Raw genomic sequence first — 26,028 nt, 5'->3', positions numbered from 1 at the left:
CATAACCTGCGCAGGGTATCGCAGTTGCTTGCGAAAGGCCTGAATGACGTCGGCCGGCGCCGTCAGCACGGCGCCGACAGATCCTGGCTGGCGCGCTCCTGCAGCCATTGGCGGAAGAGGCCGTAGTCGGCGTCGATCGGCTCGGCCGCGGCGGGGCGCTGCAACATCGCCGCCAGGGCTGCGGGCACTGCGACCGGTGCGCCGACCAGGGGCTCGACCACGCTTTCGAATTTCGCCGGATGCGCGGTGGCCACGATCGCCCAGGGCGAGGCATCGCCCTGCGCCCGCAACTGATCGAGCACATGCATGGCGGTAGCCGTATGCGGACAGAACACCTCGCCATGTTCGCGCGCATGCAGCGCTATGGTGGCGCAGATGCTGCGGTCGTCCACGCTGTGCGCCTGCACTTGCGCGCGCAGATCGTGCGCTTGCGGGAAGGTCCATTGCAGGCGTTCGAAATTGCTCGGCGCGCCCACGTCCATGGCATTGGCCAGCGTCGCCACCGCTTGCCGCGGCGTGTAGTCGTGGCCGGCGAAATAATCGGGCAGGGTGGCGTTGGCGTTGCAGGCCAGCTGGATACGGCCCAGCGGCAGGCCCATCTGGCGCACCCATAGCGCGGCCAGTGCGTTGCCGAGATTGCCGGTGGGCACGACCAGGTTCAGCGCTTCGCGGTGGTCGTGCCACCAGCCGACAGCGGCGTGGGCGTAATAGCTCATCTGCGGCAGCAGGCGGCCGAGGCTGATGCTGTTGGCCGAAGACAGCGGCATCTGTGCCTGCAGCGCGGCATCGTTCAACGCTGCTTTGACCATGCGCTGGCAATCGTCGAAGCGGCCGTGCACGCGCAAGGCTTGCACGTTGTCGCCGAAGCAGCCGAGCTGATGCGCCTGGCGCGGCGAGACGCGGCCATCGGGATACAGGATCACCACGTCTACATGTGGCTGCCGGTGAAAGGCTGCGCCCACCGCCGCGCCGGTGTCGCCGGAAGTTGCCACCAGGATCGTCAGCCGGGATGCATCGTCGCCGCGCAGCCGGCGCAGGCAGGCGGCGAGAAACCGCGCACCGACATCCTTGAATGCCGCGGTGGGGCCGTGAAACAACTCCAGCACGGAAGTCCCGGGATGCTGCGGCAAGCTGCGCAGCGGCGTGGGGAAGGTGAGTGCCTCGGCGCAGATCGAGGGCAGCGCAGGCGCCAATCCATCACCCGCAAAAAACGGTGCAAGCAAAGTTGCCGCCGTATCGGCCAGCGTGCCGCGCGGATCGAAATCCTGCACGTCGAGTGTGGGCAAGTGATCCGGCACATACAGACCGCCATCCGGCGCGAGCCCCGCGGCGATCGCCGCGCTGAGGGTGGTCGCGGGACTGGCGCCGCGTGTGCTGGGATAGTGCAAGGTTTCGCTCATGCGGGTTCACCGGCAGCAGGCAGCAGGGCGGCGGCGGGTCCGTCGACGGGAGCGACAAAGCTGTCGCTGTCCAGTCCGGCTTCGGCGAAAGCGCTGCGCATCGCCTGTGCGGCAGCTTCTGCGTCGCTGCGCTGTTCGAACCAGCCGAAGACGCTGGGGCCGCCGCCGGAGATGCTCGCGCCCAGGGCGCGATGGTCCAGTGCTGCCTGTTTCACGCGCGCAAAATTCGGCACCAGCGGTGCACGGCGCGGTTCCACCAGCACATCCTTCAGGCCTTCGCGCACCAGTTCCGCTTCGCCGCGCCAGCAGCCGGCCAGCACCAGCGCGAGGTTGGCCGACTGCGCCACGAATTCGCCCAACGCGTAGTCGCCGGCCAGCGCGGCGCGTGCCTTGCGCGTTTCCAGCACCACGTGCGGATGCACCAGGGCGCAGTGCCAGCTGGCCGGCACCGGCACGCGCAGCAGGCGTTCGCGCGTAGCCAGCGCCAGGCCGCCGAGCAGCATCGGCCCCACGTTGTCGCCATGCCGTCCGCCGCTGGCCACGGCCTCGCCTTCCATCGCAAAGCCATACAGCGATTCGCGCGACAGCGGCCGTTCCAGCAATGCATTGGCGGCGACCAGCGCCGCCACGCACGATGCGGCCGAGCCGCCCATGCCCGAGCCCAGCGCAATGCCTTTGTGCAGGAAAAGTTCGAAACCATGCTGCAGGCCCAGCGCCTTGCGCAGGGCGAGCAGGGCGGCGCCTGCGGTGTTCTGTGCAGCGTCGGTCGGTAATACGTCGACACAGCCGTCAATGCCGGCGATGCGCACGGTGGAAGTATCGATGCGGCGCACATCCACGCGGTCGGAAGCGCCGGCGATGCAGTGGCCGAGAATGTCGAAGCCCACGCCGACATTGCCCACGCTGGCGAAGGCGACGGCGGAAGCGGATTGCAGGCGTTGCGGCGACATCGGGGACTTCATGGCAAGAGGAGTGTTCATGCGCGCACCTCCAGCGATTCGGCGATGCGCAGCAGATCGGCAAATACCCCGGCGGCGGTCACTTCGGGACCTGCGCCAGGGCCTTGCACCAGCAGCGGATTATCGCGGTAACGCTGAGTGCGGAATTGCACGATGTTATCCGTAAGCCGCGTATGCGCGAATGCATGCGCGGCCGGCAGCGCATGCAGGCCGACCCGGGCGCGGCCGTCGCAGTCCAGGCTGGCCACGTGGCGCAGCACGCCTTGCGCGGCCTGGGCCGCCGCCAGCCGCTGGGCCATCGGCGCATCGAGCTGCTCCAGCCGCGCCATGAATTCCTCCACCGGTACCTCGGCCAGTTCCGCCGGCACCAGGCTCTCCACCGCCACGTCGTGCAGGGACAGCGGCCAGCCCGCTTCGCGCGCCAGGATCACCAGCTTGCGCGCGACATCCATGCCGGAAAGATCGTCGCGCGGGTCGGGCTCGGTATAACCCAGCGCATGCGCTTCGCGCAGCAGGGCGGAGAACGGGCGCTGGCCGTCGTACTGGCAGCACAGCCAGGCCAGGGTGCCGGAGAACATGCCTTCCACCGACAGCAGCTGATCGCCGGTATCGAGCAGGTCGCGCAGCGTCTGCACCACCGGCAGGCCGGCGCATACCGTGGCTTCGTAGCGGAAGCGCCCGCCGTACTGGCTGGCTGCGCGAATCGATTGCCAGCGCGACAGCGGACCGCTGCTGGCCAGCTTGCTCGGCGTCACCACATGCAGGCCGGACGCCAGCCAGTACGGATATTGCGAGGCGACCATGTCGCTGGCGCTGCAGTCGATCAGCATCGCGTGGCGCTGGCCTTCGCCGCGCACATGGGCGGCGAACTGATCCAGGTCGGCCGGCCGCCAGGTCTGCGCATCGTGCTGCGCATTGAGCTCGGGATCGTCGCAATCGAGCCACATGCGGCGGCTGGCGGCCACGCCGCAGAGTTTCAGTTCCAGTCCGGCCTCGCGTGCCAGCCGTTCCTGTGCGGCGCGCAACTGCGCCAGCAGCACGCTGCCGACACGTCCGGGACCGATCAGGCCCACCGCCAGGGTTCGACGCCGCGAACTGGCGGCCTGCAAAGGGGGCAGTCGGTACGGGTGTTCGGCGATGAGTGATGCGCAGCTATCCATGATGGCCTCCGGTAGAGGCCCCTGCTCGCTGGCGGTTCGGGAGTGGCCCGGCCCGCCTCTTCGAGGGCGGGGCCGTGGCGTTTGAGAACTTACTCGCGCACTGACACCACCCCGTAGCCGGTCGTACCGGTTCCGGTAGTGGTGGTAATAATCGTGGCGATGATCGTGGTCGTCGCAATGCGCGCACGCCCGGCGATGGCCGGGGTGAAAACGATGCGTGCTGGCGCGGATGCGGGCGACATGGAACCGACAGTAGTTGTGCGCTGCAGCGGCTGTCAACAGTTGCCTAATGAAACTATTGCATGAGCTTGCGGCGCACTTTTTCTTTGCTCGTCATCCCGGCGAAGGCCGGGATCCAGTGCCTTTGCTGCACTGCAGGCGCGGGGTCCCGGCTTTCGCCGGGATGACGGTGGCGCAATGAAGACCGCGATTTTCCGGGCTCAGTGCGACAGGTCGATCGAATACACCGCCGTACCGTCACCGTTGTCGCGTAGCTGCGTGATGTTGTGCAGGCCATCGCCCTGCGCTACCGCCTGCTTGTCGCCGGCCGACGTGAACACCACCGGGCCGTGGGTTTTCAGGCGCGCGAAATGCCACGAAGCGGCGGGTACATCCTTGCTGTCCAGCGAAGGATGTTTTTGCAGCCATTGCGCCACGATTTCACGCGTGCCATCCGGTGCGGCCAGCACGATGTTGTTGCCGTCCAGGCCGGGGAAATGGCCGCCGCCGCTGGCGCGGTAGTTGTTGGTCACCACCACGAAGCTTTGCGCGGGCTGCACCGGCTTGCCGTGATAGCTGAGCTTCACGATGCGCTGGCCGGCCGGCTTGGATACGTCGATCACGTAGGCGATGCCGCCCTGGATCTGGTCGAAGTTGTAGCCGACGTATTTCTCGTTGATCAGCTGCTGCTCGCCGGTGGCATTCGGATCGATGCGGTTGAAGCGCTGCGCCGATTGTTCCAGCCACGCCTTCAGACCTTTGCCATCCAGCTTCACCGCACTGAGCGTGTTCGGATAGAAATACAGATCCGCCGCGCTGCGCAGGGTCAGCGGGCCGGGCAGTACGTCGGTGTAGTCATCCGGGCCGCCGAAGCCGGTGCGGAACGCAGCGGCCGAACCGAGCACAGGAACCTTGGCCAGTTCCGGATGCGTGGCCGGCAGTTCGCGCTGCGTGTAGTCGATCTGCGCGGCATTCACCGGGGCCAGCGCACTCATATCGCCTTCATCGGCGAAGTAGCTGCTCATGCGCAGCTGGCTTTGGCCGATCGGCGTATTCACGTAGTCGATCGCCGCCTGCTGCACCTTGCCGACCACCAGCGGAATCTGCGGATCGGCCGGCACGCAATTGGCCGGCGACACCGACGGCTTGCCCCTGCTGACGACCGGCGGGCAGATCGGCCACACCTGGCTGAGGGTCTTGCTCTTGTCGACTGTCCAGTGGCCTTGCTGGCGCACCAGGGCCAGGCGAATCACACCCAGGTCCTTGCCGAAGAAACCGCCCATCACGGCCGGTACGCCGCGCACATAGCCGCGTTCGTCGTCGACATCCTGCATATGCGCAAAGCGCGGGCCCGGGAAATCGGTGTGTTCGTGGCCCATCAGCAGTACATCGATGCCGGGCACGCCGGCCAGATACCAACCGCCGTTTTCCATGTCCGGCGTATACGGCGCGTTGTTCATGCCGCCATGCAGGATCGCAATCACCAGGTCCGGATGCTGGGCCTGGATTTCCGGCATGTATTTCTGCGCCGCCTCGACCACGCCGGTAACCGTCACCTTGCCGGCCAGATTCTGCTTGTCCCACTGCATGATCGGCGGCGGCGCGAAGCCGATGATGGCGATCTTCAACGGCACGCTGAGCTGGCTGCCATCGGGAGTGAACGCGGCGAACTTGCGTTCGATGATGGTCCAGGGCTGGAAGATCGGCTTGCCGTCGCGCACGCTGTCCACGTTCGCCAGCACCAGCGGATAGTGCGGCCCGGCGCAGTGCTGCTGGCTGCCGCCGTCCACGTTCATCGGCGTATTGGTGACCTGCGACAGATAGGGCAGGCCGTAGTTGAATTCATGGTTGCCGATGGTGCCGCCGTCGTAGCCGATCGCGTCCATCGCCTTGTAGATCGCAAGTTCCTGGCCGCAGCCGATCTTCTGCACCTGTGCCTGATAGTCGGCCAGCACGCTGCCCTGGATGGTGTCGCCGGCATCGAACAGCAGGCTGTTGGTGAACTGGCTGCGCGCCTTGCGGATCAGGGTGACGGTGCGCTCGAAGCCCAGCGTCGGGTCGGCTTTCTGCTTGTAGTAGTCGTAACTGAGGATATTGGAATGGATATCCGTGGTTTCCAGTACCGCCACATCGGCACGCAACCCCTCCGGCAAGGCCTTGGGCTGGGCGGCGGGCTGCGACGGGTGGCTGGCGCAGGCGGCCAGCAGAACAGCGGAAAACAGGGCGGCGGGGCGGCAAAAACGTAAGGACATGGTGGTTCCGGCGAAAGGCCTGCAAAGCATGAACCTATCAGATATGGATGACGATTCGTCCCCGGCATAGGCCATTCCGGTGGCCGAAAGGCACTAAAATGACGCCTCTTTGACAGCCACAAGACGAAGCGCCGCCCCACGAAGCGACGCCGTACCAGGGGAGCCCCACATGCCGCTGATTTCGTTTCGCGCCACGCGAAACCGCACGACTACGGTCTGCGCACTGGCCTTTTTTGCCATCTGCGCCTGGTCTACGGCGTGGCAGGAGCCGCTGCTGGAGCAGCGCGGCTTTGTCTTTGCGCTGATGCTCTGTGTTGCCGGCGCATCGTTGTTCGTGTTTGCGCGGCTGGCCTTCGCGCTGGTGTTCAGCGGCGGCCTGTTCCTGCTGCTGCGCGCGATCACCGTGCTGAAGGAGGAATACCTGGAATCGCCGCTGATGCCGGCCGATTTCGTCTACTACGTACGCTCCAGCCTGTTCGAAACCCTGCGGCGTTATCCGAACATCTACAGCGTGGGTCTGTGCGTGGTCGTTGCCGTGCCGATCGTGCTGTGGCTGGCCTGGCATTGCGATCGCCGCCGTTTCGCGTCGCTGCGCGCGTTGCCGCAGACTTTGCTGCGTCTTGGCGGCATCGCCGTCTGCGCGCTGGCCTTCTGGTGGTGCCTGCTGCCGGCCGGTCCGTTCGCGCAGGTGCATGCACGCGGCACCTGGGAAAAAATGTCCGACGACGCGGATCTCACCAATTTTTTCGTCAACCTGCGCGATTCCAGCGTGCACCTGCCGGCGACAGCCGATGCGGCGGCGGCCCAACGCGACTGGCAAGCCACGGCGGCCGGCATTCCCGGCACCACCGATCCCAGCCAATACCCCGATATCGTGCAGGTGCTGGAAGAAAGCACCTTCAATCCGGCTAACTTCACCCACTGCACCGTGCCGGCCTGCGACCTGGCGATGTTCAAGGTGGATGCGCATACGCGTGGCACCGGTGTGATGCGTGTGCATACCTTCGGCGGTGGCACCTGGGTCAGCGAATTCGCGGCGCTTACCGGCATGCCGCAGGACATCTTCGGCCCGGGCGGCATGTACGCGCCCTACGTGCTGGCGCCGCATGTGCGCGATTCGCTGCCGCAGCAGCTGCGCCGGCTCGGTTATCTCACCGTGGCGATCTACCCCACCCACGGCGAATTCCTCAACGGTCGCGATGCCTACAAGGCATATGGAGTGGATCACTTCTACGGCGCGGGCGAACTGGGCCTGGACGACTGGGATGAAACCGACGCGCAGATGTTCGCCGCGGCCAAGAAGGTGTACGACCAGCTGAAGAAGCCCGGGCAGCCGGTCTTCATGATGATCCTCACCATCAATCAGCACGGACCGCACGACGATCCGATGTCGACCCTGCCCAAGCCGTTCCAGAACCTGCTGCAAGGCCTGCCCGATGCAACCGCGCTGAACTTCGACACTTATTTGCAGCGCGTGCACGATTCGGATACGGCGATGACCGGGCTGGAGCACGATTTCCTGGATCGCGCGCAGCCGACCGTACTGGTGCATTTCGGCGACCACCAGCCATCCTTCGACGACCTGATGCGCACGCTGCCGCGCAGCTGGCCGCCGGCATTGGTGCCGTACCAGGATTACCTCACCTACTACATGATCAAGAGCAATGTGCCCGGTGCAGCATTGCCGACGTATCCGATGCTGGATATCGCGCACCTGCCGGGCATGGTGCTGAAAGCGGCAGGCCTGCCGATGGATGCGTATTTCTCGGCGCTGACCTCATTGCGCGAACGCTGCAATGGGCTGTACGCCGATTGCGCGGACAAACCGCTGGTGCAGTCGTATTACGGCTGGATCTTCAATCGGCTGCACGTGTACCAATAAAGCGTGAGGGCGTCTCTTGCCTCGATGCCGTCATTCCCGCGAAAGCGGGAATCCTTGTTGCTCTGAAGTCCAAAGTCAAAATGGGTTCCCGCTTTCGCGGGAATGACGGCCTTCAGGCGGCAGCGTAACCCAACAAATGCCGAGCCTTGCGTGTAAGGCGCGCTGCTTTTTTTAAAAGCAGCGCGCTGCATGGAATGTCTTTCGTGGTGTGTGTATTTGTTGGGTTACGCTGCGCTAACCCAACCTACGATGGTTCAGGTGATGGGGTAGGCGACGCCGCTTACCCAGGTTTCCTGCACGACCAGGTCGTCATTCAATACCGCAAAGTCCGCGTGATAACCGGCCGCGATGCGCCCATGCGTGCGCTCCAGGCCGATCCACGCTGCCGGATAGGCGCTGGCCATGCGCGAGGCTTCCGCCAGCGACAAGCCCAGCATCTGCACCGTGTTGCGCACCGCGCCGGCCATATCCAGGCCCGAGCCCGCTAGCACGCCTGCTTCGTTCTGGCAGATGCCATCGCGCATCACGATGGTCTGGCCGTTGAGCACATAGGTGGGATTGTCGCTGCCTACCGGCGGCATCGCGTCGGTGACCAGTACGCACTTGCCGGGTGCCTTGGCGGCGATCGCCACGCGCAGTGTGGCCGGATGCACATGGTGGCCATCCACGATCAGGCCGCACCAGCTGTGCGGATCGTCCAGCGCTGCACCCACCACGCCAGGATCGCGGCTGCTGAGCGGCGTCATCGCGTTATACAGATGAGTAAAGCCGCAGACGCCGGCATCGAGCGCGGCGCGCGTGGTGGCATAGTCGGCCGCGGTATGGCCGGCGACCACGATCACGCCGGCCTGGCTGAGCCGCGCAATCGTCACCGGCGAGACCTGGTCCGGCGCCAGCGTCAGCATCACGGCGCCGCGGCGCTTGGCGGTCAAAGCTTCGATATCACCTTCGTCGGGATAGCGGAACAGATCGGCGTTGTGGATACCCTTGCGCGCAGTGGCGAGGAAGGGGCCTTCCACATGGATGCCCAGCACGCCTGGCACGTATTGCTCGATCGCTTCGTCCACCGCGTTCAATGCGGTGTGCATGATCTCGGCGGTATCGGTGATCAGCGTGGGCAGCATGCCGGTAGTGCCGAACTTGCGATGCGCTGCGGCGATGCCGCGCAAGGTGTCCACCGTGGGCGCATCGTTGAACAGCAGGCCGCCGCCGCCGTTGACCTGCACGTCGATAAAGCCGGGCAGCAACAAGTGGCCGTGCAGATCGTGGCGCTGCGCGTCGGCCAGGCGCGGATCGCTGTCCGGCAGCACCGCCACGATGTGTTTGCCGCGCACCAGTACGGCCATGCCGTCACGCGGGCCGTGATCGCCGAGTACACGGCCGTTGACGAGAGCAATCAGCGGATTCGCAGGCATTACACCGTCTCCGTAACCTTGCGCAGATGCGGCGGTACGTCCGGGTCGTAGCCGCGTGCCAGCGACAGCGCGCTGGCGGCGCGATAGAAACTCTGCACCGCCAGCAGCGGCGTCACGATCGGTTCGATCCCGCCGGGCAGCGGCAGCACGTCGGCAGTCTGCGCGCCGGGCGCCGCCACCCACACGCGCGCGCCGCGCGAGCGGAATTCATTGGCAACCGCCAGCGTGTTTTCCAGCGTGCCGTCATCCTGCGCCAGGAACAGCACCGGGAAGCCGGCGCCGACCAGGGCCATCGGGCCGTGCTTCACTTCCGCTGCGCTGAAAGCTTCGGCATGCAGGCCGCAGGTTTCCTTCAACTTCAAGGCGGCCTCGAGCGCGGCGCCGAAACCGTAGCCGCGGCCGACTACGTACAAGTTGTGCACGTCGACCAGGCCCTGCTCGAGCGCACTCCAGTCGCCTTCCCAGCCGCGGCGCAGATCGTCCGGCAGACGCGCGATGGCGGCGTGCAGGGACTGATCGTTGCTCCAGTGCGCGGTCAGCTGCAGCACGGCGGCGAGGGTGGCGAGGTAGCTCTTGGTGGCGGCCACGCTCTGCTCCGGACCGGCGCGCAGCGGAATCACCGTATCGGCCAGGCCGGCCAGCGGCGAATCTTCCACATTGACCATCGCCACCACGTAGGCACCGGCCTCTTTCGCCGCCTGCGCGCTGCGCAGCAGGTCGGGGCTTTTGCCCGACTGCGAAATCGCCACGAACAGCGCGCCTTCCAGCTTGAGGTCGGCATCGTAGATGGAGGAAATCGACGGCGAGGCCGACGCGGTCACCAGGCCCAGGCGCGTCTCGAACACATACTTGGCATAGGCGGCCGCATGATCGGAGCTGCCGCGTGCGCAGGTGACGATAAAGCGCGGCGGTTGCGCGCGCAGTCGTTCGCCGAGTGCTTGCAGCAGGGAAGCGTTCTGCGCCAGCTGCCGTTCGACGGCGGCGGCGCTTTCGTGCGCTTCGTTGTACATCAGGGTGTCACGAGCGGATTTCATGGAGGCTCCGAAAACAGAAGGTCACCCTCTCCCCCTCCGGGGAAAGGGTCGGGGGTGAGAGAGTTGTGCCTGGCGAGCGCGGGCGCTCAGGTTTGCCGCGGCGGCGCGGTGGAACCGCGCACCACCAGTTCCGGCATGAAGCCTTCGTTGGTCGGCTCCGCGCTCTGGTTCTGCAGGCCGCTGATCAGGCGCAGGGCCGCATGCCGGCCGATTTCGCTGGTCGATTGCCGCGCGGTGGTCAGCGCCGGCCACGCCTGCTTGGAAAACGGGCTGTCCTCGAAGCCGGCGATCGACAGATCCCACGGCACATCCAGCCCCGCCGAACGTGCCGCCGCCAGCACGCCCGCCGCGATTTCGTCGTTGCAGCCGAAGATTGCGGTGGGCGGTTCCTTCAGCGCGAGCAATTTGCGCGCGCCGCGGAAGCCGTCGTCGAAGGCATAGCGGCCGGGCAGGATCAGCTTGCGATTGAGCGCAATACCGTAGTCCTTCAGTGCGTCCGCATAGCCCTGGTAGCGCTCGGGGCTGGAGCGGTGATGCGGCTCGCCCCACAGAAAGCCGATGCGCGTATGACCAAGCTGGATCAGATGCTCGGTGATCGCATACGCCGCGTCGTGGTCGTCCACATAGACGCAGGGCATGCCGTCTTTCGGATCCTCGCGCGAGGCGATGATGCGCACGAAATCCACCTCGTGCGCGGTCAGTGTGGACAGCAATGTGGCCTGTTCGGACATCGGCGGCGCCAGGATCAGGCCGGCCAGACGCGCACGCTGCACCAGCGATACCAGTTCCTCGGCCAGGCCGGGCGCGGTCGAATCGCAGGGATAGATCTGCAAGCCGAAGCCGCGCTCGCGACAGGCCGACAGCACGCCGTTCTGCATGTCGATTACGTAATGCGCGTTCGGATTGTCGTAGACCAGGCCGATGGCGTAGGCGTGCGAGCTGCTGCGCAGGCTGCGCGCCGAAGGATCCGGGTGATAGCCCAGCTGCTCGATCGCCCGTTCCACTTTCTCGCGCGTTTCCGACCGTACTGCCGCTTCGTGGTTGATGACGCGGGAAACCGTTTTCAGCGAGACGCCGGCGTGCTTGGCTACATCCTTGATGGTGGGACTGTGCAACGGGGATTCCTCCCGGGTGTGGGGTGCGCATCCGGCGGATGCGCCTGGCCCCGTCAACGGGTCGAGTATGAGCCGATGGATGGCCGGCGACTGACATCCGGATTATGCCTCAGCCTGCGTGGGTGCCCACTTTATGGCCGCGTGCGCCGTAGTACAGGATGTAGAGATAGCACGGCACTATGACAATCACGAACGCGAGCTGGAAGTCGATGTACTGCTTCAGATGCACGAATGCCTGGGGCAGCAGCGCACCGCCCACGATGCCCATGATCAGCAGTGCCGAGCCAAGCTCCGTATGGCTGCCCAGGCCCTTGATCGCCAGCGGGAAGATCGCCGGCCACATCATCGCGTTGGCAAAGCCCAGCGCGGCCACGAAGGCCACCGAGACATAGCCGTGCGTGACATAGGCGCCGAGTGCGAACACCACGCCCAGCACCGCCGATAGCGCCAGATAGCTCTGCTGCGAGATCACCCGCGGAATCAATGTCGAACCGATCAGATAGCCGGCCAGCATGGCCAGCATGGTGTAGGTGGTGAAGTGCGAGGTCACCTGCAGCGGCAGGCCGAAGCCCTGCCCGTAGGTGTTGATCGCATCGCCCGCCATCACTTCCACGCCGACATACAGGAACAGGCACAGCACGCCCAGCCACAGATGCGGAAAGCTGAAAATGCTGCCTTTGCCGTGGCCGATCGAGCGCTCGCTGTTGGCGCCCGAGGGTTTGATTTCCGGCAGCGAAGAAAACACGATCCACACCGCAATCACCACCAGCAATCCGGCCAGACTCATATAAGGCCAGAACACGCGCGCCGAAAATTCATGGAGCAAGGTATCGCGCGCGGGGCCGTCCGGCATCTTGGTGACCTGCTCCAGGAATGCGTCGATGCCCGCCATCACCAGCGCGCCGAAGGCCAGCGGCGCCAGCGCGCCGGCCACCTTGTTGCAGATGCCCATCAGGCCGATGCGCTGCGCCGCGCTTTCGATCGGGCCCAGAATGCTGATGTAGGGATTGGCCGCCGTCTGCAGCAGCGACAAGCCTGCGCCGATCACGAACAGGCCGGCCAGCGCGCCCGGATAAATGCGGATACGCACGAACTCGCCGAACAGCGCCGCGCCGATCGCCATGATGAAAAGACCCAGCACCATGCCTTTCTTCATGCCCGTGCGCTTGAGCACCGCGCCGGCCGGCAGGGCCAGCACGAAATAAGAGACGTAGAACGCGAAGGGCACCAGGAATGCATTGATGTCGTCCAGCGTAAAAGCCACTTTCACGAACGAAATCAGTGGTCCGTTGAGCCAGGTGAAAAAGCCCATGACGAAAAACAGCACGCCGATGATCATCATCGGCAGCAAGGTCGACGTGCGTGGCGCGTCGGCGGTGTACGTGGTGGACGACATGCATTCTCCCCGAGAGAAACCCGATGTCCACGACCGTCGTGCGACACCGCTGTGCCGACCTTTATTGTCCTCAAGGCATAACGTTGTCAATCGACGGTGAAGAAACCCGGTAGACAACGTGCGTCATCAGGCCGCAGCAGGTGCCGGGAAGTGATGCATTGCAGCACTCCCAAAAGGGGGTCATTTGGCCTATTCCATCGACCATTAATTACTTCAAATTCAATTATTTGAATAATTTCGGCCGCCATCGTGCCAACCCCCGTTTCGCAACGCCGCAAACATCCTCTGAAGCAGATCTTTACGACCTGTTGACAGCGTTGTCATTCGTGACCAGACTCCACCAACAAAGTCGCGCCCAGGACAAGCACCACAGATTTCCTTGAGGCGAGCGCGACAGAAAACGCGAAGGAGGGGGCGTGGCTCAGGCTGTGATACGTGGCAATGCGCAAACGGTGCCGTCACCTGAGCGGGCCTTTCTGGCCGCCGATGTCGGTGGCACCCATGCGCGCATCGGCCTGGTAAGCCCCCGTCCGGACGGCCGCCGTCCGGTCACCGTGCTCGAATATCGCCGCTATGCCTGCGCCGAATGGCCCAGCCTCACCGCGGTGCTGAAGGATTTCGTCACCCAGCTCAGCGCCGGCACGCACGTGGACCACTGTGCGGTGGCCAGCGCCGGCTATGTGCTGGGCGATGCCATCGTCAACGACAACCTGCCCTGGCCGGTGTCGATCCGCGATATCCGCGAATCGCTGGGCATCCACAGCCTGGCCGTGATCAACGACTTCGAAGCGGTGGCCTATGCCACCCAGTTCATGACCCAGAGCGACGCCGCGCCGGTGATCGAGACCAGCGCACCGCAGGTCGACGGTCCGGTGCTGGTGATGGGCCCGGGCACCGGCCTGGGTTCGGCGGTGCTGCTGCCGAACAAGCCGCACGCCACGGTGCTGGCCACCGAGGCGGGGCAGGTGGCGCTGGCGCCCGGCAACGAGCTGGAAATTGAAATTCTGCGCCTGCTGGCGCGCGACCGTGCGCATGTCTCGTTCGAGCACGCGCTGTCGGGTCCGGGCCTGATCAATCTCTACCGCGCCATCTGCACGCTGCGCGGCGCCACGCCCAACCTGCAGCTGCCGGCCGACGTGACGCGCAGCGCAGTGGAGCGCAGCGATGCGGCGGCGGTGGAAGCGCTGAATGTGTTTTGCGGATTGCTCGGCAGCTTTGTCGGCGATCTCGTGTTGCTGTATGGCGCGCGCGGCGGGGTGTATCTGGCCGGCGGCATCCTGCCGCAGATCCGCGAGCTGCTGCTCACGAGCACGTTTGCCGAGCGTTATTTCAACAAGGGCGTAATGCGTCCGTTTCTGCAACAGGTACCTGTACGACTGATGGAGCACGGCCAGCTCGGGGTCATCGGTGCTGCTGGCCTGTATTTGGATGGTCAGCACGCGCATTGAGGCGCGTGCGGAGCAATTGAGAACGAGGTTTTTTAAACCCAAACCGGGCGCAAGCCCATCGCCACACAGCACGGGCATGCCGCGAACATTTTCCGTAGCTGAAAGCCTCTGAGGGGAGGAAGCCATGTCACATCGCAAGACCATGCTCGCCGCGAGCATCTTCGCCGGCCTATGTTTGTCCGGTGCACTGTATGCACAGGACACGACACAAACCACGACGACCAGCAACGGCGTCGGTGCATTGACCCGCAGCCAGGACACCGCGCAAAGCAAAGGCAGCAGCGCCGATAGCGCCAAGCAGTTGGCGACCATCACGGTAACCGGTATCCGCGCCAGCTTGCAGGCGTCGATGGACACCAAGCGCAACGCCGATGCGATCGTCGACGCGATCACTGCCGAAGACATCGGCAAGTTCCCCACCACCAACGCTGCCGAAGCGCTGGCGCAGATCCCGGGCGTGACGCTCGATCGCAGCATCCCGGGCACCCAGCGCGTCAGCATCGACGGCATGGACCCCAGCCTCAACGTGAGCCTGCTCGACGGGCATCCGATTGCGCAGGCGATCTGGCTGTTCGGCGACAACCCGAACCGCGGCTTCAACTACTCGCAGCTGCCGACCGAAATCCTGGGCCAGATCGAAGTGCTCAAGAGCCCGGAAGCGCGCATCGTCGAAGGCAGCCTGGGCGGTACGGTGCTGATGCATACCGTGCAGCCGCTTGATGTGGCACCCAACACGGTCAGCGGTTCGTTCGGCGTGAACTACAACGACATGGTCGGCAACCAGCGTCCGAACGGTTCGGTGTTCTATTCCTGGCACAACGCTGACAAGACCTTCGGTGTCGACGTGTCGGCCGGTCACCAGGAACAGTTCACCAGCCGCGAAGGCATGGAGAACTACGGCTATACCAGCGTCTCCACGGTGAACACGGCAGCCCTGGCCGCAGGCAATACCGCGATCCAGAACGAGCTCAATGCGGGCACGATCAAGGGCACCGACCAGATCCCGAACCAGCTCAGCGCGGCCAACTTCCAGCAGACCGAGAAGCGCAACAGCATCCTGGTCAACCTGCAGTACCGTCCGAATCAGAACTTCGAAAGCACCGTAAGTCTGATGTACATGAAGGACAGCCTGAACAACGTCAACCAGTCGTTGTATCCGTGGGCGACCAATGCCCCGGGCGGCATCACTTCGCTGACCGAAGGTGCCAACGGCATCATCGTGGCCGGTACGCAGGTCGGTACGCCCTGCTACAACACCACCACCTGCAAGAGCACCGCCGCCACCTTCGCCGACAACTACGCCCGCCAGTCGATGGTCACCACCAAGGGCGTGGACTGGAAGGCCACCTATTTCGGTGACGGCTGGCGTCTGGCCGGCCAGGCCGGCGTAAGCAGCTCCAGCAACCCGATGACCTCGTTCATCAAGGAAATCTATTACGGCGGCGGCTTCGACTGGAACATCAACAACGGTGTGCAGTTCACCGATCCGTCCTCCGCCAACAACCCCAACTACTGGGCTGACAATGGCTGGGGCGGCAACGAGGAAACCATCCTCTACAAGGCGCGCGACACGTACGGCCAGCTCGATTTCAGCAAGGATCTGGACGGCTTCGTCAACGAGATCCTGGTCGGCGCGCGTTATGCCAGCCACTGGGAAAGCCAGACCGAAAACGCCTTCACCGGTCCGCAGCAGCTGACCCTGAACCAGATCGGCTACGGCGGTCTCACCGACCTGGCCGGCGCCAGCGCCCTGGGCCTGACCGACAGCTTCGTCACCCACGTGCAGACCAGCGGTCTGAACGCCATCAAGAACGCCGTGCTTAGCACGCCGGGCTTCGGTACGGCGCGCGATGCGAACGTGTACTTCGACAACACCTGGGCGGTGCAGCAGCAGAACAGCGCGGCGTACCTGCAGGCGAACTTCGGCACCGACAACGTGCATGGCAACCTCGGCATCCGCTTCGTGCACACCGAGTTCGACTCGTCGGGCTACAACGTGCCCAGCGCCTGCTCGGCCGCCGATACCTTCGACTGCTACTTCCCGAACGGCTTCGGCTGGGTGACCTCGAAGACCTCGTACAACAACTGGCTGCCGTCGGTTAACGTCGCCTGGAACGTCGCACCGGACTTCATCGTGCGCGGCGCGGCTTCGGAAACGATCTCCTACGCACCGTTCAACCAGATGGCTCCGTACTTCGAAGCCAACGACACCGTGCTGACCGGCGCTGGCGGCAACCCGAACCTGAAGCCGTATCGTTCGGCCAACTTCGACGCCTCGGCCGAGTGGTATTTCAACGACGAGTCGATGTTCGCGGCCTCGGTGTTCTACAAGGACGTGCTGAACTACATCGTCAACGCGGCCACCACCCAGACCCGCATCAACGGTTCCTGGACGCTGCCCGGCTATCTGCAGAGCGAAGGTAATGCGCAGATCGCCGCCGGCCTGTGTACCAGTGCGGGCGTGTGCCAGTACGACGTAACCGCGCCGGTCAACGGCGGCCGTGCCAAGGTGAAGGGCGCCACCCTGAGCTACCAGCAGGCCTTCGGCGACAGCGGCTTCGGTCTGCGTGCCAACTACACCTACTCCGACGGTTCGACCCACACCGGTGGCTGGCTGCCGTACAACTCGAAGGACGCGTACACCATCGCGCCGTACTTCGAGAAGGGCCCGTACAGCGCCAGCGTGTCGTACAACTATCGCAGTGCCTACCTCGCCGGCGGCTATGTGGCCGGTGCGGCTTCCACCTATGTGGATGGCTTCAAGGAACTCGATGCGTCGGCGGCGTACCAGGTCAGCAAGAACTTCTCGGTCTCGCTGGACATGCTCAACCTGCTCAACTCCAAGTACTACGCCTACCTGGGCAGCAAGACGCAGTTGTCCGAAGAGTATGTGACCGGCCGCCAGTTCATGCTGGAGGCGCACTTCAAGTTCTGATCCAACGCAAAACACTTTTTCTTCCCCGCCAAGGACCTGGCGATCTTGCCAGGTCCCTTTTTTTCCCGGGCGGGGCGGCGAAAGCACGAATCTCCCAACGCCGGCGCTGCCGGCGTTGTCGCTCTGGCCGCAGGAGTGTTCGCATGAAGTTTGCCGTGCAGTGCTGGGTGGCATGCCTGGGTTTGAGTGCCATGCAGGCGTGGGCCACGCAGCCGGCCGTGCTGGTCGATCAGGTCGGCTACGAATTGCAGGCGAACAAACAGGCGGTGGTATCCGCCGATGTGGGGCAGTCGCTGCATGCCTTTCAGGTAATCGATGCAGCTACCGGCGCCGCGGTCTATGCCGGCACATTGCAGGACACCGGTCCGGTGTCCAAATGGAGCAGCCAGCATTACTGGCGCGCCGATTTCTCCGAGCTGAAAACGTCCGGCCGCTATTACCTGCAATTGAACGAGCAGGGCAGCTGCATCCGTTCCGACGAATTCCTGGTGCAGGACAACGTGCTGGAACGCAACACGCTGTCCAATGTGATCTATTACTTCAAAGGCCAGCGCGCCAGCGGTCTGATGGACAAGGCCGATCGCCGGCTAGCGCATCCGGATGGCACGCCCGGCACGCTGGATCTGCACGGCGGCTGGTACGACGCCACCGGCGACTACGGCATCCACCTGTCGCACCAGAACCTCACTTCTTACTTCAACACCCAGCAATTGCCGCTGGTGGTATGGAGCCTGCTGCGGAGCTACCAGCAACTGGATGCGCGCCACGACCAGAACTTCAGCCAGTACCTGCGGCGCCTGCTCGACGAAGGCCTGTTCGGCGCGGATTTTCTGGTGCGCGACAAGCGGCCCGATGGTTCGTTCTATCAATCGATCGATGCCCCTGGCGCGACCAAGCTGGCGCAGGACCGGCGCATCGGTGATCCCAATTGGCGTACGCAGATCAAGCGCAACGCCAACGACAGCACCGAACAGTACACGCCCACGCATGGGCCGCATGCCTACGAGGCCAGCTTCCGCGCCGGCGGCGGCATGGCGATCGCCGCGCTGGCGCTAGCCAGCACGATGGACGCCGACGGGGATTTCAGTCGCCAGGATTATCTGCGCAGCGCCGAAGCTGCGTATCGTTTTCTCGATGCAAACAACCGGCAGCTGATCAACGACGGCGTGGAGAATATCGTCGACGATTACTGCGCACTGCTGGCCGCTACTGAGCTGTATCGCGCCACGCATGACGAAACCTGGCGCAAAGCCGCGCAGCAGCGTGCCGACAGCCTGATGGCGCGCCTGGTGACGCATGACGGCCAGCGCGATTACTGGCGCGCCGACAGCGGCGTGCGTCCGTTCTTCCATCCCACCGATGCCGGCCTGCCGGTCATCGCGCTGCTCGAATACGCCGCCATCGCCACGCCGGACCAGCAAGCGGCCGTGCGCGATACCGTGCGGCGCTCGCTTGCCTACGAGCTGCATGTCACCGGTGACGTAAACAATCCCTTCGGTTACGCGCGCCAGCTGGTGCGCATGGGCAATGGCAACGTCCGCACCGCATTCTTCTTCCCGCACGACAGCGAAGCGGCGCCGTGGTGGCAGGGCGAGAACGCGCGCATCGCCTCGCTCGCCGCCGCCGCGCGCATGGCCGCTCCGCTGTTCGCCGCGGACGCCGCCTTCCATGCGCAACTGGAACAGTACGCCTGGAATCAGCTGCACTGGATCCTCGGCCGCAATCCGTTCGACACCAGCATGTTGATGGGCAGCGGCCAGCGCAATGCGCAGTACATGTTTTTCCGCTCCTACGAATACACCAGCGCGCCCGGCGCGATCATCAACGGCATCACCGCCGGCCTGGACGACGAGGACGGCATTGCGTTCAATCTCGGCTACGCCCAGACCGGCCGCGACGACGACTGGCGCTGGACCGAGCAATGGCTGCCGCACGATGCGTGGTATTTGTACGCGGTGAGCCTGCCGCACGATTGAGCTGGCATTGAACATCCTTGCGATGTATTCGATAGTCCCTCGGCGGCAGGTGTGCCCCATGACGCGTAACAGGATGTCCGAATGAAATTCGCAAGCCTCCTTCTTTGCCTGCTTGTATGCGGTATCGCCCAGGCTTCCCCGTCATCGCTGATACCGATGCCGGCGCAGCTCAAGCCGGCTGCCGGCACCTTCAAGGTCGATGCCGGCACACCGATCGTGGTGGCGCCGAATGACACGGCCGCGCGGCAGTCCGCGCAATACTTGGCCGACCTGCTGGCCCGGACGCGCGGCCTGCATCTGCAGATCACCGAGGGCGCGCCGGCGCCGAACGCCATCGTGTTCCAGCACGATCCGCACAATGCGGTAAAACAGGCCGAAGGCTATACGCTGGATGTCACTGCCCAGGGCATCCGCATCGACGCGCGCGACGATGCCGGCCTGTTCCATGGCGCCGTCACGCTATGGCAATTGCTCACGCCGGATGCCCAGCAGGGTGCGGTGCAAGTGCCCGCGCTGCATATCAGCGACTGGCCGCGCTTCGCCTGGCGCGGCCTGATGCTCGATTCCGCGCGGCATTTCCAGTCGGTGGACGAGGTCGAGGGCCTGCTCGACCAGATGGCCCAGCACAAGCTCAACGTGCTGCACTGGCATCTCACCGACGACCAGGGCTGGCGCATCGAGATCAAGCGCTATCCGGAGCTGACCAACACCGGTGCATGGCGCACGCCGCCGGATGCGGGTCACGATGGCGAACCGCAGCGCTACGGCGGCTTCTACACCCAGCAGCAGATTCGCGACGTGGTGGCCTATGCCACTGCGCGCCATATCACCGTGGTGCCGGAAATCGATATGCCCGGTCATGCGCAGGCCGCGGTGGCGTCGTATCCGCAATTTGGTGTGACTGGCCAGCGGCCGCCGCTGTCGGTCGACTGGGGTGTGAATCCGTATCTGTATAACGTCGACGACAACACCTTCCAGTTCATCGACAACGTGCTCGACGAAGTGCTGGCCTTGTTCCCCTCGCACTACATCCACGTCGGCGGCGACGAAGCGATCAAGGATCAGTGGAAGGCTTCGGCCGCCGTGCAGGCGAAGATCCGCGCGCTGCACCTGAAAGACGAAGATGCGCTGCAGGGCTGGTTTATCGGGCGCATCGGCAGCTATCTGTCGGCGCATGGCCGTCGCTTGATTGGCTGGGACGAAATCCTCGATGGCGGCGTGCCCGCCGATGCCACCGTGATGTCCTGGCGCGGTACCGATGGCGCGATCAAGGCCGCCAAGCTTGGACACGACGTGGTGATGTCGCCGGCGCCGGATCTGTATATGGACAGCGTGCAGAGCGATCTGGCCGACGAGGCGGCCGGACGCGTACCCGTGCGCAATCTGGCCAGCGTCTACAACTTCAAGCCGATTCCCGCGGTGTTGAATGCCACGCAGGCGGCGCATGTGCTGGGCGCGCAGGCCAATGTGTGGACCGAGCACATGCCGACCATGCAGCACGTGCAGCATGCGGTATTCCCGCGCCTGGACGCGTTGAGCGAAGTCACCTGGTCGCCGGCTGCCGCGCACAACTGGCACGGCTTTCTGGCACGCCTGCCGGCGCAGCTGGCACGCTACGACGCACAGAAGATCCCCTACGCCGACACCGCCTTCGAGGCCAGCATCAAGGTCGACGCCAATGCGGCGCTGAAGAGCGGGCAGGCCAGTGTCACGCTGCAGAACCAGGCCGGATACGGTGCCATCCGCTACACCATCGACGGCAGCGTGCCGGACCTGCACGCCCAGCTGTACAGCAAGCCGTTCGCGGTCAAGCTGCCGGTGACGATCAAGGCCGCGACCTTTGCCGACAACGGCACGCTGCTGGCCGCCTATCACACGCGCGTGCTCGATCGCGCCAGCCTGCTCAGCCGCGATGGCGTGGAACTGCCCAATTGTCCCGGCAGCGATTTCCGCCTGCGCCTGCAACCCACGCCCGATGCCGCCAGCATGCAGCCGGTGTATGCGGTGAACGTGTTCGACACCTGCCAGCAGTGGGCGGCTGTGCCGCTCGATGGCGTGTCGGCCATCCGCGTGGAAGCGATGCGGCTGGAACGCAACTTTGCGCTTGCGCACGATATCAAGCTGGTGGTGTCACGCCCGCACAGCACGCCGTATGGCGAGCTGTTAGTGCATAAGGATCGCTGCGACGGCGCGGTGCTGGCCAGCATGCCGCTGCCCGATCCGAAGAGCAGCGATCGCCGGGTTGCGTTGAATGCCACGCTGCCTGCGCAGCATGGGCAGCATCTGCTGTGCTTCGTTTACACCGCGCCGACGGATGGTGCGTTGTATGCCCTGGGCCGCGTGTCGTTGTTGTCTTCGGACAAGGGCGATATCAAGCACTGAGCAGTCAGCAAGTAACGCGTAGGTTGGGTTAGCGCAGCGTAACCCAACGATGGTTGGCTTTGATGGAGATTAGTTGGGTTACGCTGCGCTAACCCAACCTACGCGGCTACGCGGGTCGGCTGAGTCACGTTTCAAACGTTAGGCGGCCGCATCGGGGCAACGCCGCGGTTATGATCGACGCATCGATGCAGGGGAGCATCCATGTCCGTCGTTTCATCCGCGCCTCGTTTATGGCCGCTGATAGTGCTGGGCGCCGCTGGCGCCATCGCCGGTTCGCTGGCCACGCAGGGCGGCACCGATGCCTGGCATTGGCTGCACTGGCTATGCAAGCCGCTGGCCACGGTGCTGATCCTGTTCGTCGCCTTGCGCACGCCATCGCCGGTATCCGCCAGCTACCGTCGCCGCATCGTCGCCGGCATGCTGTTCTGCTTGCTCGGCGACGTGCTGCTGATGCTGCCGCAGGATCTGTTCGTGCCCGGCCTGGTCAGTTTCCTGATCGCGCATGCTTTGTTCATCGCAGCATTCAGCAGCGACGTGCGCTTTCCCGCGCTGCTGTGGCCATGGCTGCTGTGCCTGGCGATCGGTGCCGGCATGACTTTTTTGTTATGGCGCGGCATCGCTCCAGCGTTGCGTGCGCCGGTGCTGGTCTACGTGTGCGTGCTGGCCAGCATGGCGGGGCAGGCGCTGGGCCGCGCCATCCGGCTGCGTGACAGCGCCGCCCGTTTCGCCGCGCTGGGTGCGCTGCTGTTCATGGCCAGCGACAGCCTGCTCGCCTGGGATCGCTTTCGCGCCGCCTTGCCGCTGTCCGCGCTATATATACTCGCCACGTATTACGCCGCACTGTGGCTGATCGCTGTTTCCGTGCAGGGCCGCACGGTCGAATCGAGAGACTGGCGATGATCACTCCCGAACGCATCATGGCCTGGGCCATACCGGGCTTCTTTATCCTGATCGGCATCGAGCTGCTGGTGGCGAAGCTGCGCCGGCGCGATGTGTACTACAGCAACGACGCGATCAACAGCCTGGGGCTGGGCACCATCTCGCAGATCGTGGGCGTGTTCACCAAGCTGTTCGCCATCGGCATCTACGGCTGGTGCGCCACACATCTGGCGCGCTGGCAACTGCCGGCCGACAGCGTGTGGGTATGGATCAGCGGCCTGCTGCTGTACGACTTCCTGTATTACTGGCTGCACCGCATGGGCCACGAAGTGAATGTGCTGTGGGCTGCGCATGTGGTGCATCACCAGAGCGAGAGCTACAACCTCACTACCGCCCTGCGCCAGACCGGCAGCGGCTTTCTGCTCGGCTGGCTGTTCTACCTGCCGATGGCCTTGCTTGGCTATCCCACCGAAGTGTTTGCGGTGGTGGCGTTGATCGACCTGCTGTACCAGTTCTGGGTGCATACCGAAGTGATCGGGCGGCTGGGCTGGTTCGATCGCGTGTTTTGCTCGCCTTCCAATCATCGCGCCCATCACGCGGTGAACGATCGCTATCTCGATCGCAACTACGGCGGCATCCTGATTATCTGGGACCGCATGTTCGGCAGCTTCGTCGAAGAGAACGACGAAGATCCGCCGGTGTTCGGCACGCGTGCACCGCTGCAAAGCTGGAATCCGCTGTGGGCCAACGTGGAAGTGTATTGGGCCATGCTCAAGGACAGCTGGCATGCGCGCAGCTGGCTGGACAAGTTGCGCGTGTGGATCAAACCGCCGGGTTGGCGTCCGGCCGACGTCGCCGCGCGCTTTCCAAAAGCGGAGTTCGACATTACCCATGCACGCTACAACCCGACGCTGTCATTCCCTTTGAAGCTGTACACGCTGGCGTCGTTCGGCGTGCTGCTGCTGATCGGCGTGCATTTTCTCGGCGCGGCGCCCAAGCTGCCGTTGCAGCAAGCCGTGCCGTATGCGCTGTACTTGGTCTACAGCCTGTGGGCGATCGGCTTGCTGATGGAAGGCCGGCGCATCGGTATCTGGCTGGAACTGTTGCGCACTGGCGGCACTGCGGCCGGCGTATGGCTCAGTGGCAGCTGGTTTGGCGGCATGCCGCTCGATCCGCGCGTAAAGCTCGCGCTGGTGGCGCTGTTCGGCATCGGCGCGATAGCGGTGCTGGTGCTGGCCGGCTACGCGCGCCGCCACCCCGGCAGCGCACATGCGGCCTTGAGTTGATCAATCCAGTTCTTTCAGGCTGATGATGGTCTTGCCGCGTTTTAGCCAGCAGACCATCACAATCAACAGCGCCACTGCCAGAAAACCTTCGGCCCAGAAAAAGCCGAGGTAATCGATCATCAGTCCCATCGAGGGAATGCGCGGCTGCAGATCGCGCACCGCCGGCATGGCGAACAACAAGCCGCCGATAAAGCCGAGCGAGGCGATCTCCGGCGCTTCGTCGCTGCGCGAAATACGCAGCGCCATGATCAGCACGATAAAGGCAATCAGCACCATCACCACGTTCAAGCCGATCGCAAAGGCCATCGCCGGGCGCGTGCGGTGCATGGTGAACTGCACGCTGTAATAACCCTGCTTATCGAAATGCCCGTGTGTAGTAACCGAGAAGCCTTCGAACGAGCACTTGGTGCAATCCACCTCGAACGGCAGCGGCTGCCAGCCCTGTCCATCGGCGCTGGGCGTGACCAGTCCGATCTTCATATGGATGCGATGCACGTCGAAGGGATAGTGATGGGGCGAGCCCACGCCATCCACTTCGCTCAACGTCTTGATGGTGGAGTTGAAGGTGACGAAGGGCTCGTTGCCGCGCATGTCCCAGATCGAATCGTTGATGCTGTCGCCTTCCAGCAGGCGCACGTCGCGGTACAGCCCGAAATCCTTGGTCAACATGCTTTTGGGCCACACCACGGTGAGGCGTCCCTGCACATCGCCGATGATCGGATCGAACGAGACCAGGTTGATATCGATCACCGGCTTGTTGCCGGTGGCGGCGAGTCCCTCGGGTGTGATCATGGTGTGTGCGGCGGCCGAGGCGATGTCCTGCGCCGGCAGCAGAGGCGGGCACAGCAGCAGGGCGGCGATGAGCAGGTGCCTGAAGCGGCGGAAGGTAAACGGCTCGATCATGCTCGAAGACCTTCCACCCGGCGGTCGTCGTGGTGACGAGCCGGCGCGTATAGCCGGGTGGATAGAGAGGGCGCTATCCATGGACGAGGCGCAGTGCGCCCTGTGAATCATTTATGGCGCTGCATCGCACTTGCCGATACAACTCCCTCCCCTACTGCACGCAGGGGAGGGGCGGATTGCGCGGGCGTAGATATGGCGCACTCGCCGATACAACTCCCTCCCCTACTGCACGTAGGGGAGGGGGCGGATTGCGCGGGCGCAGATATGGCGCACTCGCCGATACAACTCCCTCCCCTGCTTGGCAGGGGAGGGCCGGGGTGGGGTTGCTTGCGCTTGCCTCAAGCCACACCGCACGCATTATCCATCCCGTGCCTCCACATAATTCCCCAGCGTCTCCAACGACACCTGCATCAACTGCAACTGCCGCGCATCGAACGGCAACAATCCCACCCGCTCCATATGCGGATGCTTCTGCTCAAAGTTCCGATACGCCTGCAGCATGTCTTCCACAATCGCTATCCCAAGCGCGATCCCTTCACCGGGTTCGAGCGAAAACTTCGTCGGGCACACCTGCCCCTCATGCATCTGCTTCGTCATGATCCGTCATCCTTATGGATAGTTTGTGATTCGTATAATTGCGAAAAGACGGCACGCCGACGTCACGCGGCGTGCCGAAAACGGCGCACCTTTTCAGCCAGTACTCCGCATGGCCGCCCTCATACCCACCCGCGTGACTTAGCCGCCGCGGGTGGGTGGAATGGAAACGACGTATTGACGCAGGACGTGCAGGGCCGTGTTCAAGCCATACAGCTGGGCAGCATCGAGCGGCAGCAGCTGGCCACACATACGTACGCCGGGAGGAAGGCTCGGCGGTACGAAATCGTAGTGGGCACGCAAGACGCGCTCGATCGCCAGCACGGCAATCATGTAGGGATCACCTTGCTCCATGGCGAACGTGCGCTGGTCCTGATCCAAACTCCGCGTTGGGAGCATGCCGTCGAGCGGCGGGGGACTTTGGGAAAGGGGATCGTTGCGATCCGAAGGGCAAGCGGGTGACGTATGATCGGCGGTAGCCATGATCAACTCCTGTTCTGAGTTGTTTTGGTTAGCGGGTCGTGGGAGTTGTCGCTCTCACGATCCGCGCTTCTACCTCACATTGCTGCAAGGGTTATCGACGTCCGCGATTGAAGAAGGCGTCGATGACGAAACCAAGTTAGCAGGTCCTCGCACAGGGCGATGTAGGCGAAACGGAAATCTGTACTCGGATATGTACGTTATAAGAGCTGGGCGTATATCCAGCGCCTTGTGCATAGCGCCTACGACGAAGCCCTGTATTCCATAGTTTCTTCCAGTGCATCTGGTGAGTAGGGTCGGCACTCTGCGATAG

The 26,028-nt window shown here is 64.1% G+C and carries 18 protein-coding genes; 7 read left to right on the top strand and 11 right to left on the bottom strand.

Features of this window, described 5'->3' with window-relative positions:
* Positions 1 to 62: 62 nt before the first annotated feature.
* The 4 genes from thrC to IGX34_RS04200 all read right to left on the bottom strand — a co-directional run bounded on the left by thrC (position 63) and on the right by IGX34_RS04200 (position 5,990).
* Positions 63 to 1,400 (bottom strand): threonine synthase, encoded by a 1,338-nt coding sequence (gene thrC, locus IGX34_RS04215; protein ID WP_192554396.1) that lies wholly within the window; start codon positions 1,398 to 1,400, stop codon positions 63 to 65.
* Positions 1,397 to 2,380, bottom strand: coding sequence for a homoserine kinase (locus IGX34_RS04210; RefSeq protein ID WP_192554395.1), 984 nt, complete (start codon positions 2,378 to 2,380; stop codon positions 1,397 to 1,399). The genes thrC and IGX34_RS04210 overlap by 4 nt, the downstream gene beginning before the upstream one ends.
* Positions 2,377 to 3,519 (bottom strand): homoserine dehydrogenase family protein, encoded by a 1,143-nt coding sequence (locus IGX34_RS04205; RefSeq protein WP_192554394.1) that lies wholly within the window; start codon positions 3,517 to 3,519, stop codon positions 2,377 to 2,379. Before IGX34_RS04205 ends, IGX34_RS04210 begins: the two co-directional genes overlap by 4 nt.
* Positions 3,520 to 3,959: 440 nt before the next feature.
* On the bottom strand, positions 3,960 to 5,990 hold the full coding sequence (locus IGX34_RS04200) for a bifunctional 2',3'-cyclic-nucleotide 2'-phosphodiesterase/3'-nucleotidase (protein ID WP_192554393.1): 2,031 nt from the start codon (positions 5,988 to 5,990) through the stop codon (positions 3,960 to 3,962).
* A 169-nt stretch (positions 5,991 to 6,159) separates the two neighbouring features.
* Here IGX34_RS04200 and IGX34_RS04195 point away from each other — a divergent pair, with 169 nt between their 5' ends.
* A complete protein-coding gene (locus IGX34_RS04195) occupies positions 6,160 to 7,872 on the top strand; it encodes an LTA synthase family protein (protein WP_192554392.1) in 1,713 nt (570 codons plus the stop codon).
* A 254-nt stretch (positions 7,873 to 8,126) separates the two neighbouring features.
* Here IGX34_RS04195 and nagA read toward each other — a convergent pair whose 3' ends face one another.
* The 4 genes from nagA to IGX34_RS04175 all read right to left on the bottom strand — a co-directional run bounded on the left by nagA (position 8,127) and on the right by IGX34_RS04175 (position 12,832).
* Positions 8,127 to 9,287 carry an N-acetylglucosamine-6-phosphate deacetylase gene (nagA, locus tag IGX34_RS04190; protein WP_192554391.1) on the bottom strand — a complete coding sequence of 387 codons (1,161 nt, stop codon included), beginning with the start codon at positions 9,285 to 9,287 and terminating at the stop codon, positions 8,127 to 8,129.
* Entirely contained in the window at positions 9,287 to 10,321 is a 1,035-nt protein-coding gene (locus IGX34_RS04185; RefSeq protein ID WP_192554390.1) for an SIS domain-containing protein, read from the bottom strand. Before IGX34_RS04185 ends, nagA begins: the two co-directional genes overlap by 1 nt.
* An 86-nt stretch (positions 10,322 to 10,407) precedes the next feature.
* Positions 10,408 to 11,436, bottom strand: a complete 1,029-nt coding sequence (locus IGX34_RS04180; protein ID WP_192554389.1) for a LacI family DNA-binding transcriptional regulator — start codon at positions 11,434 to 11,436, stop codon at positions 10,408 to 10,410.
* A 109-nt stretch (positions 11,437 to 11,545) separates the two neighbouring features.
* Entirely contained in the window at positions 11,546 to 12,832 is a 1,287-nt protein-coding gene (locus IGX34_RS04175; RefSeq protein WP_192554388.1) for a sugar MFS transporter, read from the bottom strand.
* Between the two features lie 416 nt (positions 12,833 to 13,248).
* Here IGX34_RS04175 and glk point away from each other — a divergent pair, with 416 nt between their 5' ends.
* The 6 genes from glk (at position 13,249) to IGX34_RS04145 (ending at position 23,738) form a co-directional block, all read left to right on the top strand.
* On the top strand, positions 13,249 to 14,280 hold the full coding sequence (gene glk / locus IGX34_RS04170; protein ID WP_192554387.1) for a glucokinase: 1,032 nt from the start codon (positions 13,249 to 13,251) through the stop codon (positions 14,278 to 14,280).
* Positions 14,281 to 14,404: 124 nt separating this feature from the next.
* On the top strand, positions 14,405 to 17,215 hold the full coding sequence (locus tag IGX34_RS04165) for a TonB-dependent receptor (protein WP_192554386.1): 2,811 nt from the start codon (positions 14,405 to 14,407) through the stop codon (positions 17,213 to 17,215).
* Positions 17,216 to 17,358: 143 nt separating this feature from the next.
* Positions 17,359 to 19,191: a glycoside hydrolase family 9 protein gene (locus tag IGX34_RS04160; RefSeq protein WP_192554385.1), complete on the top strand. Its 1,833-nt coding sequence runs from the start codon at positions 17,359 to 17,361 to the stop codon at positions 19,189 to 19,191.
* A gap of 81 nt (positions 19,192 to 19,272) precedes the next feature.
* Positions 19,273 to 21,573 carry a beta-N-acetylhexosaminidase gene (locus IGX34_RS04155; protein WP_192554384.1) on the top strand — a complete coding sequence of 767 codons (2,301 nt, stop codon included), beginning with the start codon at positions 19,273 to 19,275 and terminating at the stop codon, positions 21,571 to 21,573.
* Positions 21,574 to 21,774: 201 nt separating this feature from the next.
* Positions 21,775 to 22,473, top strand: a complete 699-nt coding sequence (locus IGX34_RS04150; RefSeq protein WP_192554383.1) for a lysoplasmalogenase — start codon at positions 21,775 to 21,777, stop codon at positions 22,471 to 22,473.
* Entirely contained in the window at positions 22,470 to 23,738 is a 1,269-nt protein-coding gene (locus IGX34_RS04145) for a sterol desaturase family protein (RefSeq protein WP_192554382.1), read from the top strand. The genes IGX34_RS04150 and IGX34_RS04145 overlap by 4 nt, the downstream gene beginning before the upstream one ends.
* Here IGX34_RS04145 and IGX34_RS04140 read toward each other — a convergent pair whose 3' ends face one another.
* From IGX34_RS04140 to IGX34_RS04130, 3 genes are all read right to left on the bottom strand, one after another.
* On the bottom strand, positions 23,739 to 24,641 hold the full coding sequence (locus IGX34_RS04140) for a DUF4436 family protein (RefSeq protein WP_192554381.1): 903 nt from the start codon (positions 24,639 to 24,641) through the stop codon (positions 23,739 to 23,741).
* A gap of 357 nt (positions 24,642 to 24,998) precedes the next feature.
* Positions 24,999 to 25,238 (bottom strand): hypothetical protein, encoded by a 240-nt coding sequence (locus tag IGX34_RS04135; RefSeq protein ID WP_192554380.1) that lies wholly within the window; start codon positions 25,236 to 25,238, stop codon positions 24,999 to 25,001.
* Between the two features lie 138 nt (positions 25,239 to 25,376).
* A complete protein-coding gene (locus IGX34_RS04130; protein WP_192554379.1) occupies positions 25,377 to 25,718 on the bottom strand; it encodes a hypothetical protein in 342 nt (113 codons plus the stop codon).
* Positions 25,719 to 26,028 lie beyond the last annotated feature (310 nt).

This window comes from Dyella acidiphila, from assembly GCF_014863405.1.
In the GTDB taxonomy this organism is placed as follows: Bacteria; Pseudomonadota; Gammaproteobacteria; order Xanthomonadales; family Rhodanobacteraceae; genus Dyella_B; species Dyella_B acidiphila.
The sequence above is the reverse complement of the archived record's forward strand: the minus strand, read 5'-3'. Positions and strand labels throughout refer to the sequence as shown.

Bases quoted from the DNA above. Each gene is read 5' to 3' on its own strand.
- IGX34_RS04165 (WP_192554386.1), top strand. From the start codon at position 14,405: ATGTCACATCGCAAGACCATGCTCGCCGCGAGCATCTTCGCCGGCCTA.
- IGX34_RS04175 (WP_192554388.1), bottom strand. From the start codon at position 12,832: ATGTCGTCCACCACGTACACCGCCGACGCGCCACGCACGTCGACCTTG.
- IGX34_RS04200 (WP_192554393.1), bottom strand. From the start codon at position 5,990: ATGTCCTTACGTTTTTGCCGCCCCGCCGCCCTGTTTTCCGCTGTTCTG.
- IGX34_RS04210 (WP_192554395.1), bottom strand. From the start codon at position 2,380: ATGAACACTCCTCTTGCCATGAAGTCCCCGATGTCGCCGCAACGCCTG.
- IGX34_RS04155 (WP_192554384.1), top strand. From the start codon at position 19,273: ATGAAATTCGCAAGCCTCCTTCTTTGCCTGCTTGTATGCGGTATCGCC.
- thrC (WP_192554396.1), bottom strand. From the start codon at position 1,400: ATGAGCGAAACCTTGCACTATCCCAGCACACGCGGCGCCAGTCCCGCG.
- IGX34_RS04140 (WP_192554381.1), bottom strand. From the start codon at position 24,641: ATGATCGAGCCGTTTACCTTCCGCCGCTTCAGGCACCTGCTCATCGCC.
- IGX34_RS04185 (WP_192554390.1), bottom strand. From the start codon at position 10,321: ATGAAATCCGCTCGTGACACCCTGATGTACAACGAAGCGCACGAAAGC.
- IGX34_RS04205 (WP_192554394.1), bottom strand. From the start codon at position 3,519: ATGGATAGCTGCGCATCACTCATCGCCGAACACCCGTACCGACTGCCC.
- IGX34_RS04145 (WP_192554382.1), top strand. From the start codon at position 22,470: ATGATCACTCCCGAACGCATCATGGCCTGGGCCATACCGGGCTTCTTT.
- IGX34_RS04195 (WP_192554392.1), top strand. From the start codon at position 6,160: ATGCCGCTGATTTCGTTTCGCGCCACGCGAAACCGCACGACTACGGTC.
- IGX34_RS04135 (WP_192554380.1), bottom strand. From the start codon at position 25,238: ATGACGAAGCAGATGCATGAGGGGCAGGTGTGCCCGACGAAGTTTTCG.
- nagA (WP_192554391.1), bottom strand. From the start codon at position 9,287: ATGCCTGCGAATCCGCTGATTGCTCTCGTCAACGGCCGTGTACTCGGC.
- IGX34_RS04150 (WP_192554383.1), top strand. From the start codon at position 21,775: ATGTCCGTCGTTTCATCCGCGCCTCGTTTATGGCCGCTGATAGTGCTG.
- IGX34_RS04160 (WP_192554385.1), top strand. From the start codon at position 17,359: ATGAAGTTTGCCGTGCAGTGCTGGGTGGCATGCCTGGGTTTGAGTGCC.
- IGX34_RS04130 (WP_192554379.1), bottom strand. From the start codon at position 25,718: ATGGCTACCGCCGATCATACGTCACCCGCTTGCCCTTCGGATCGCAAC.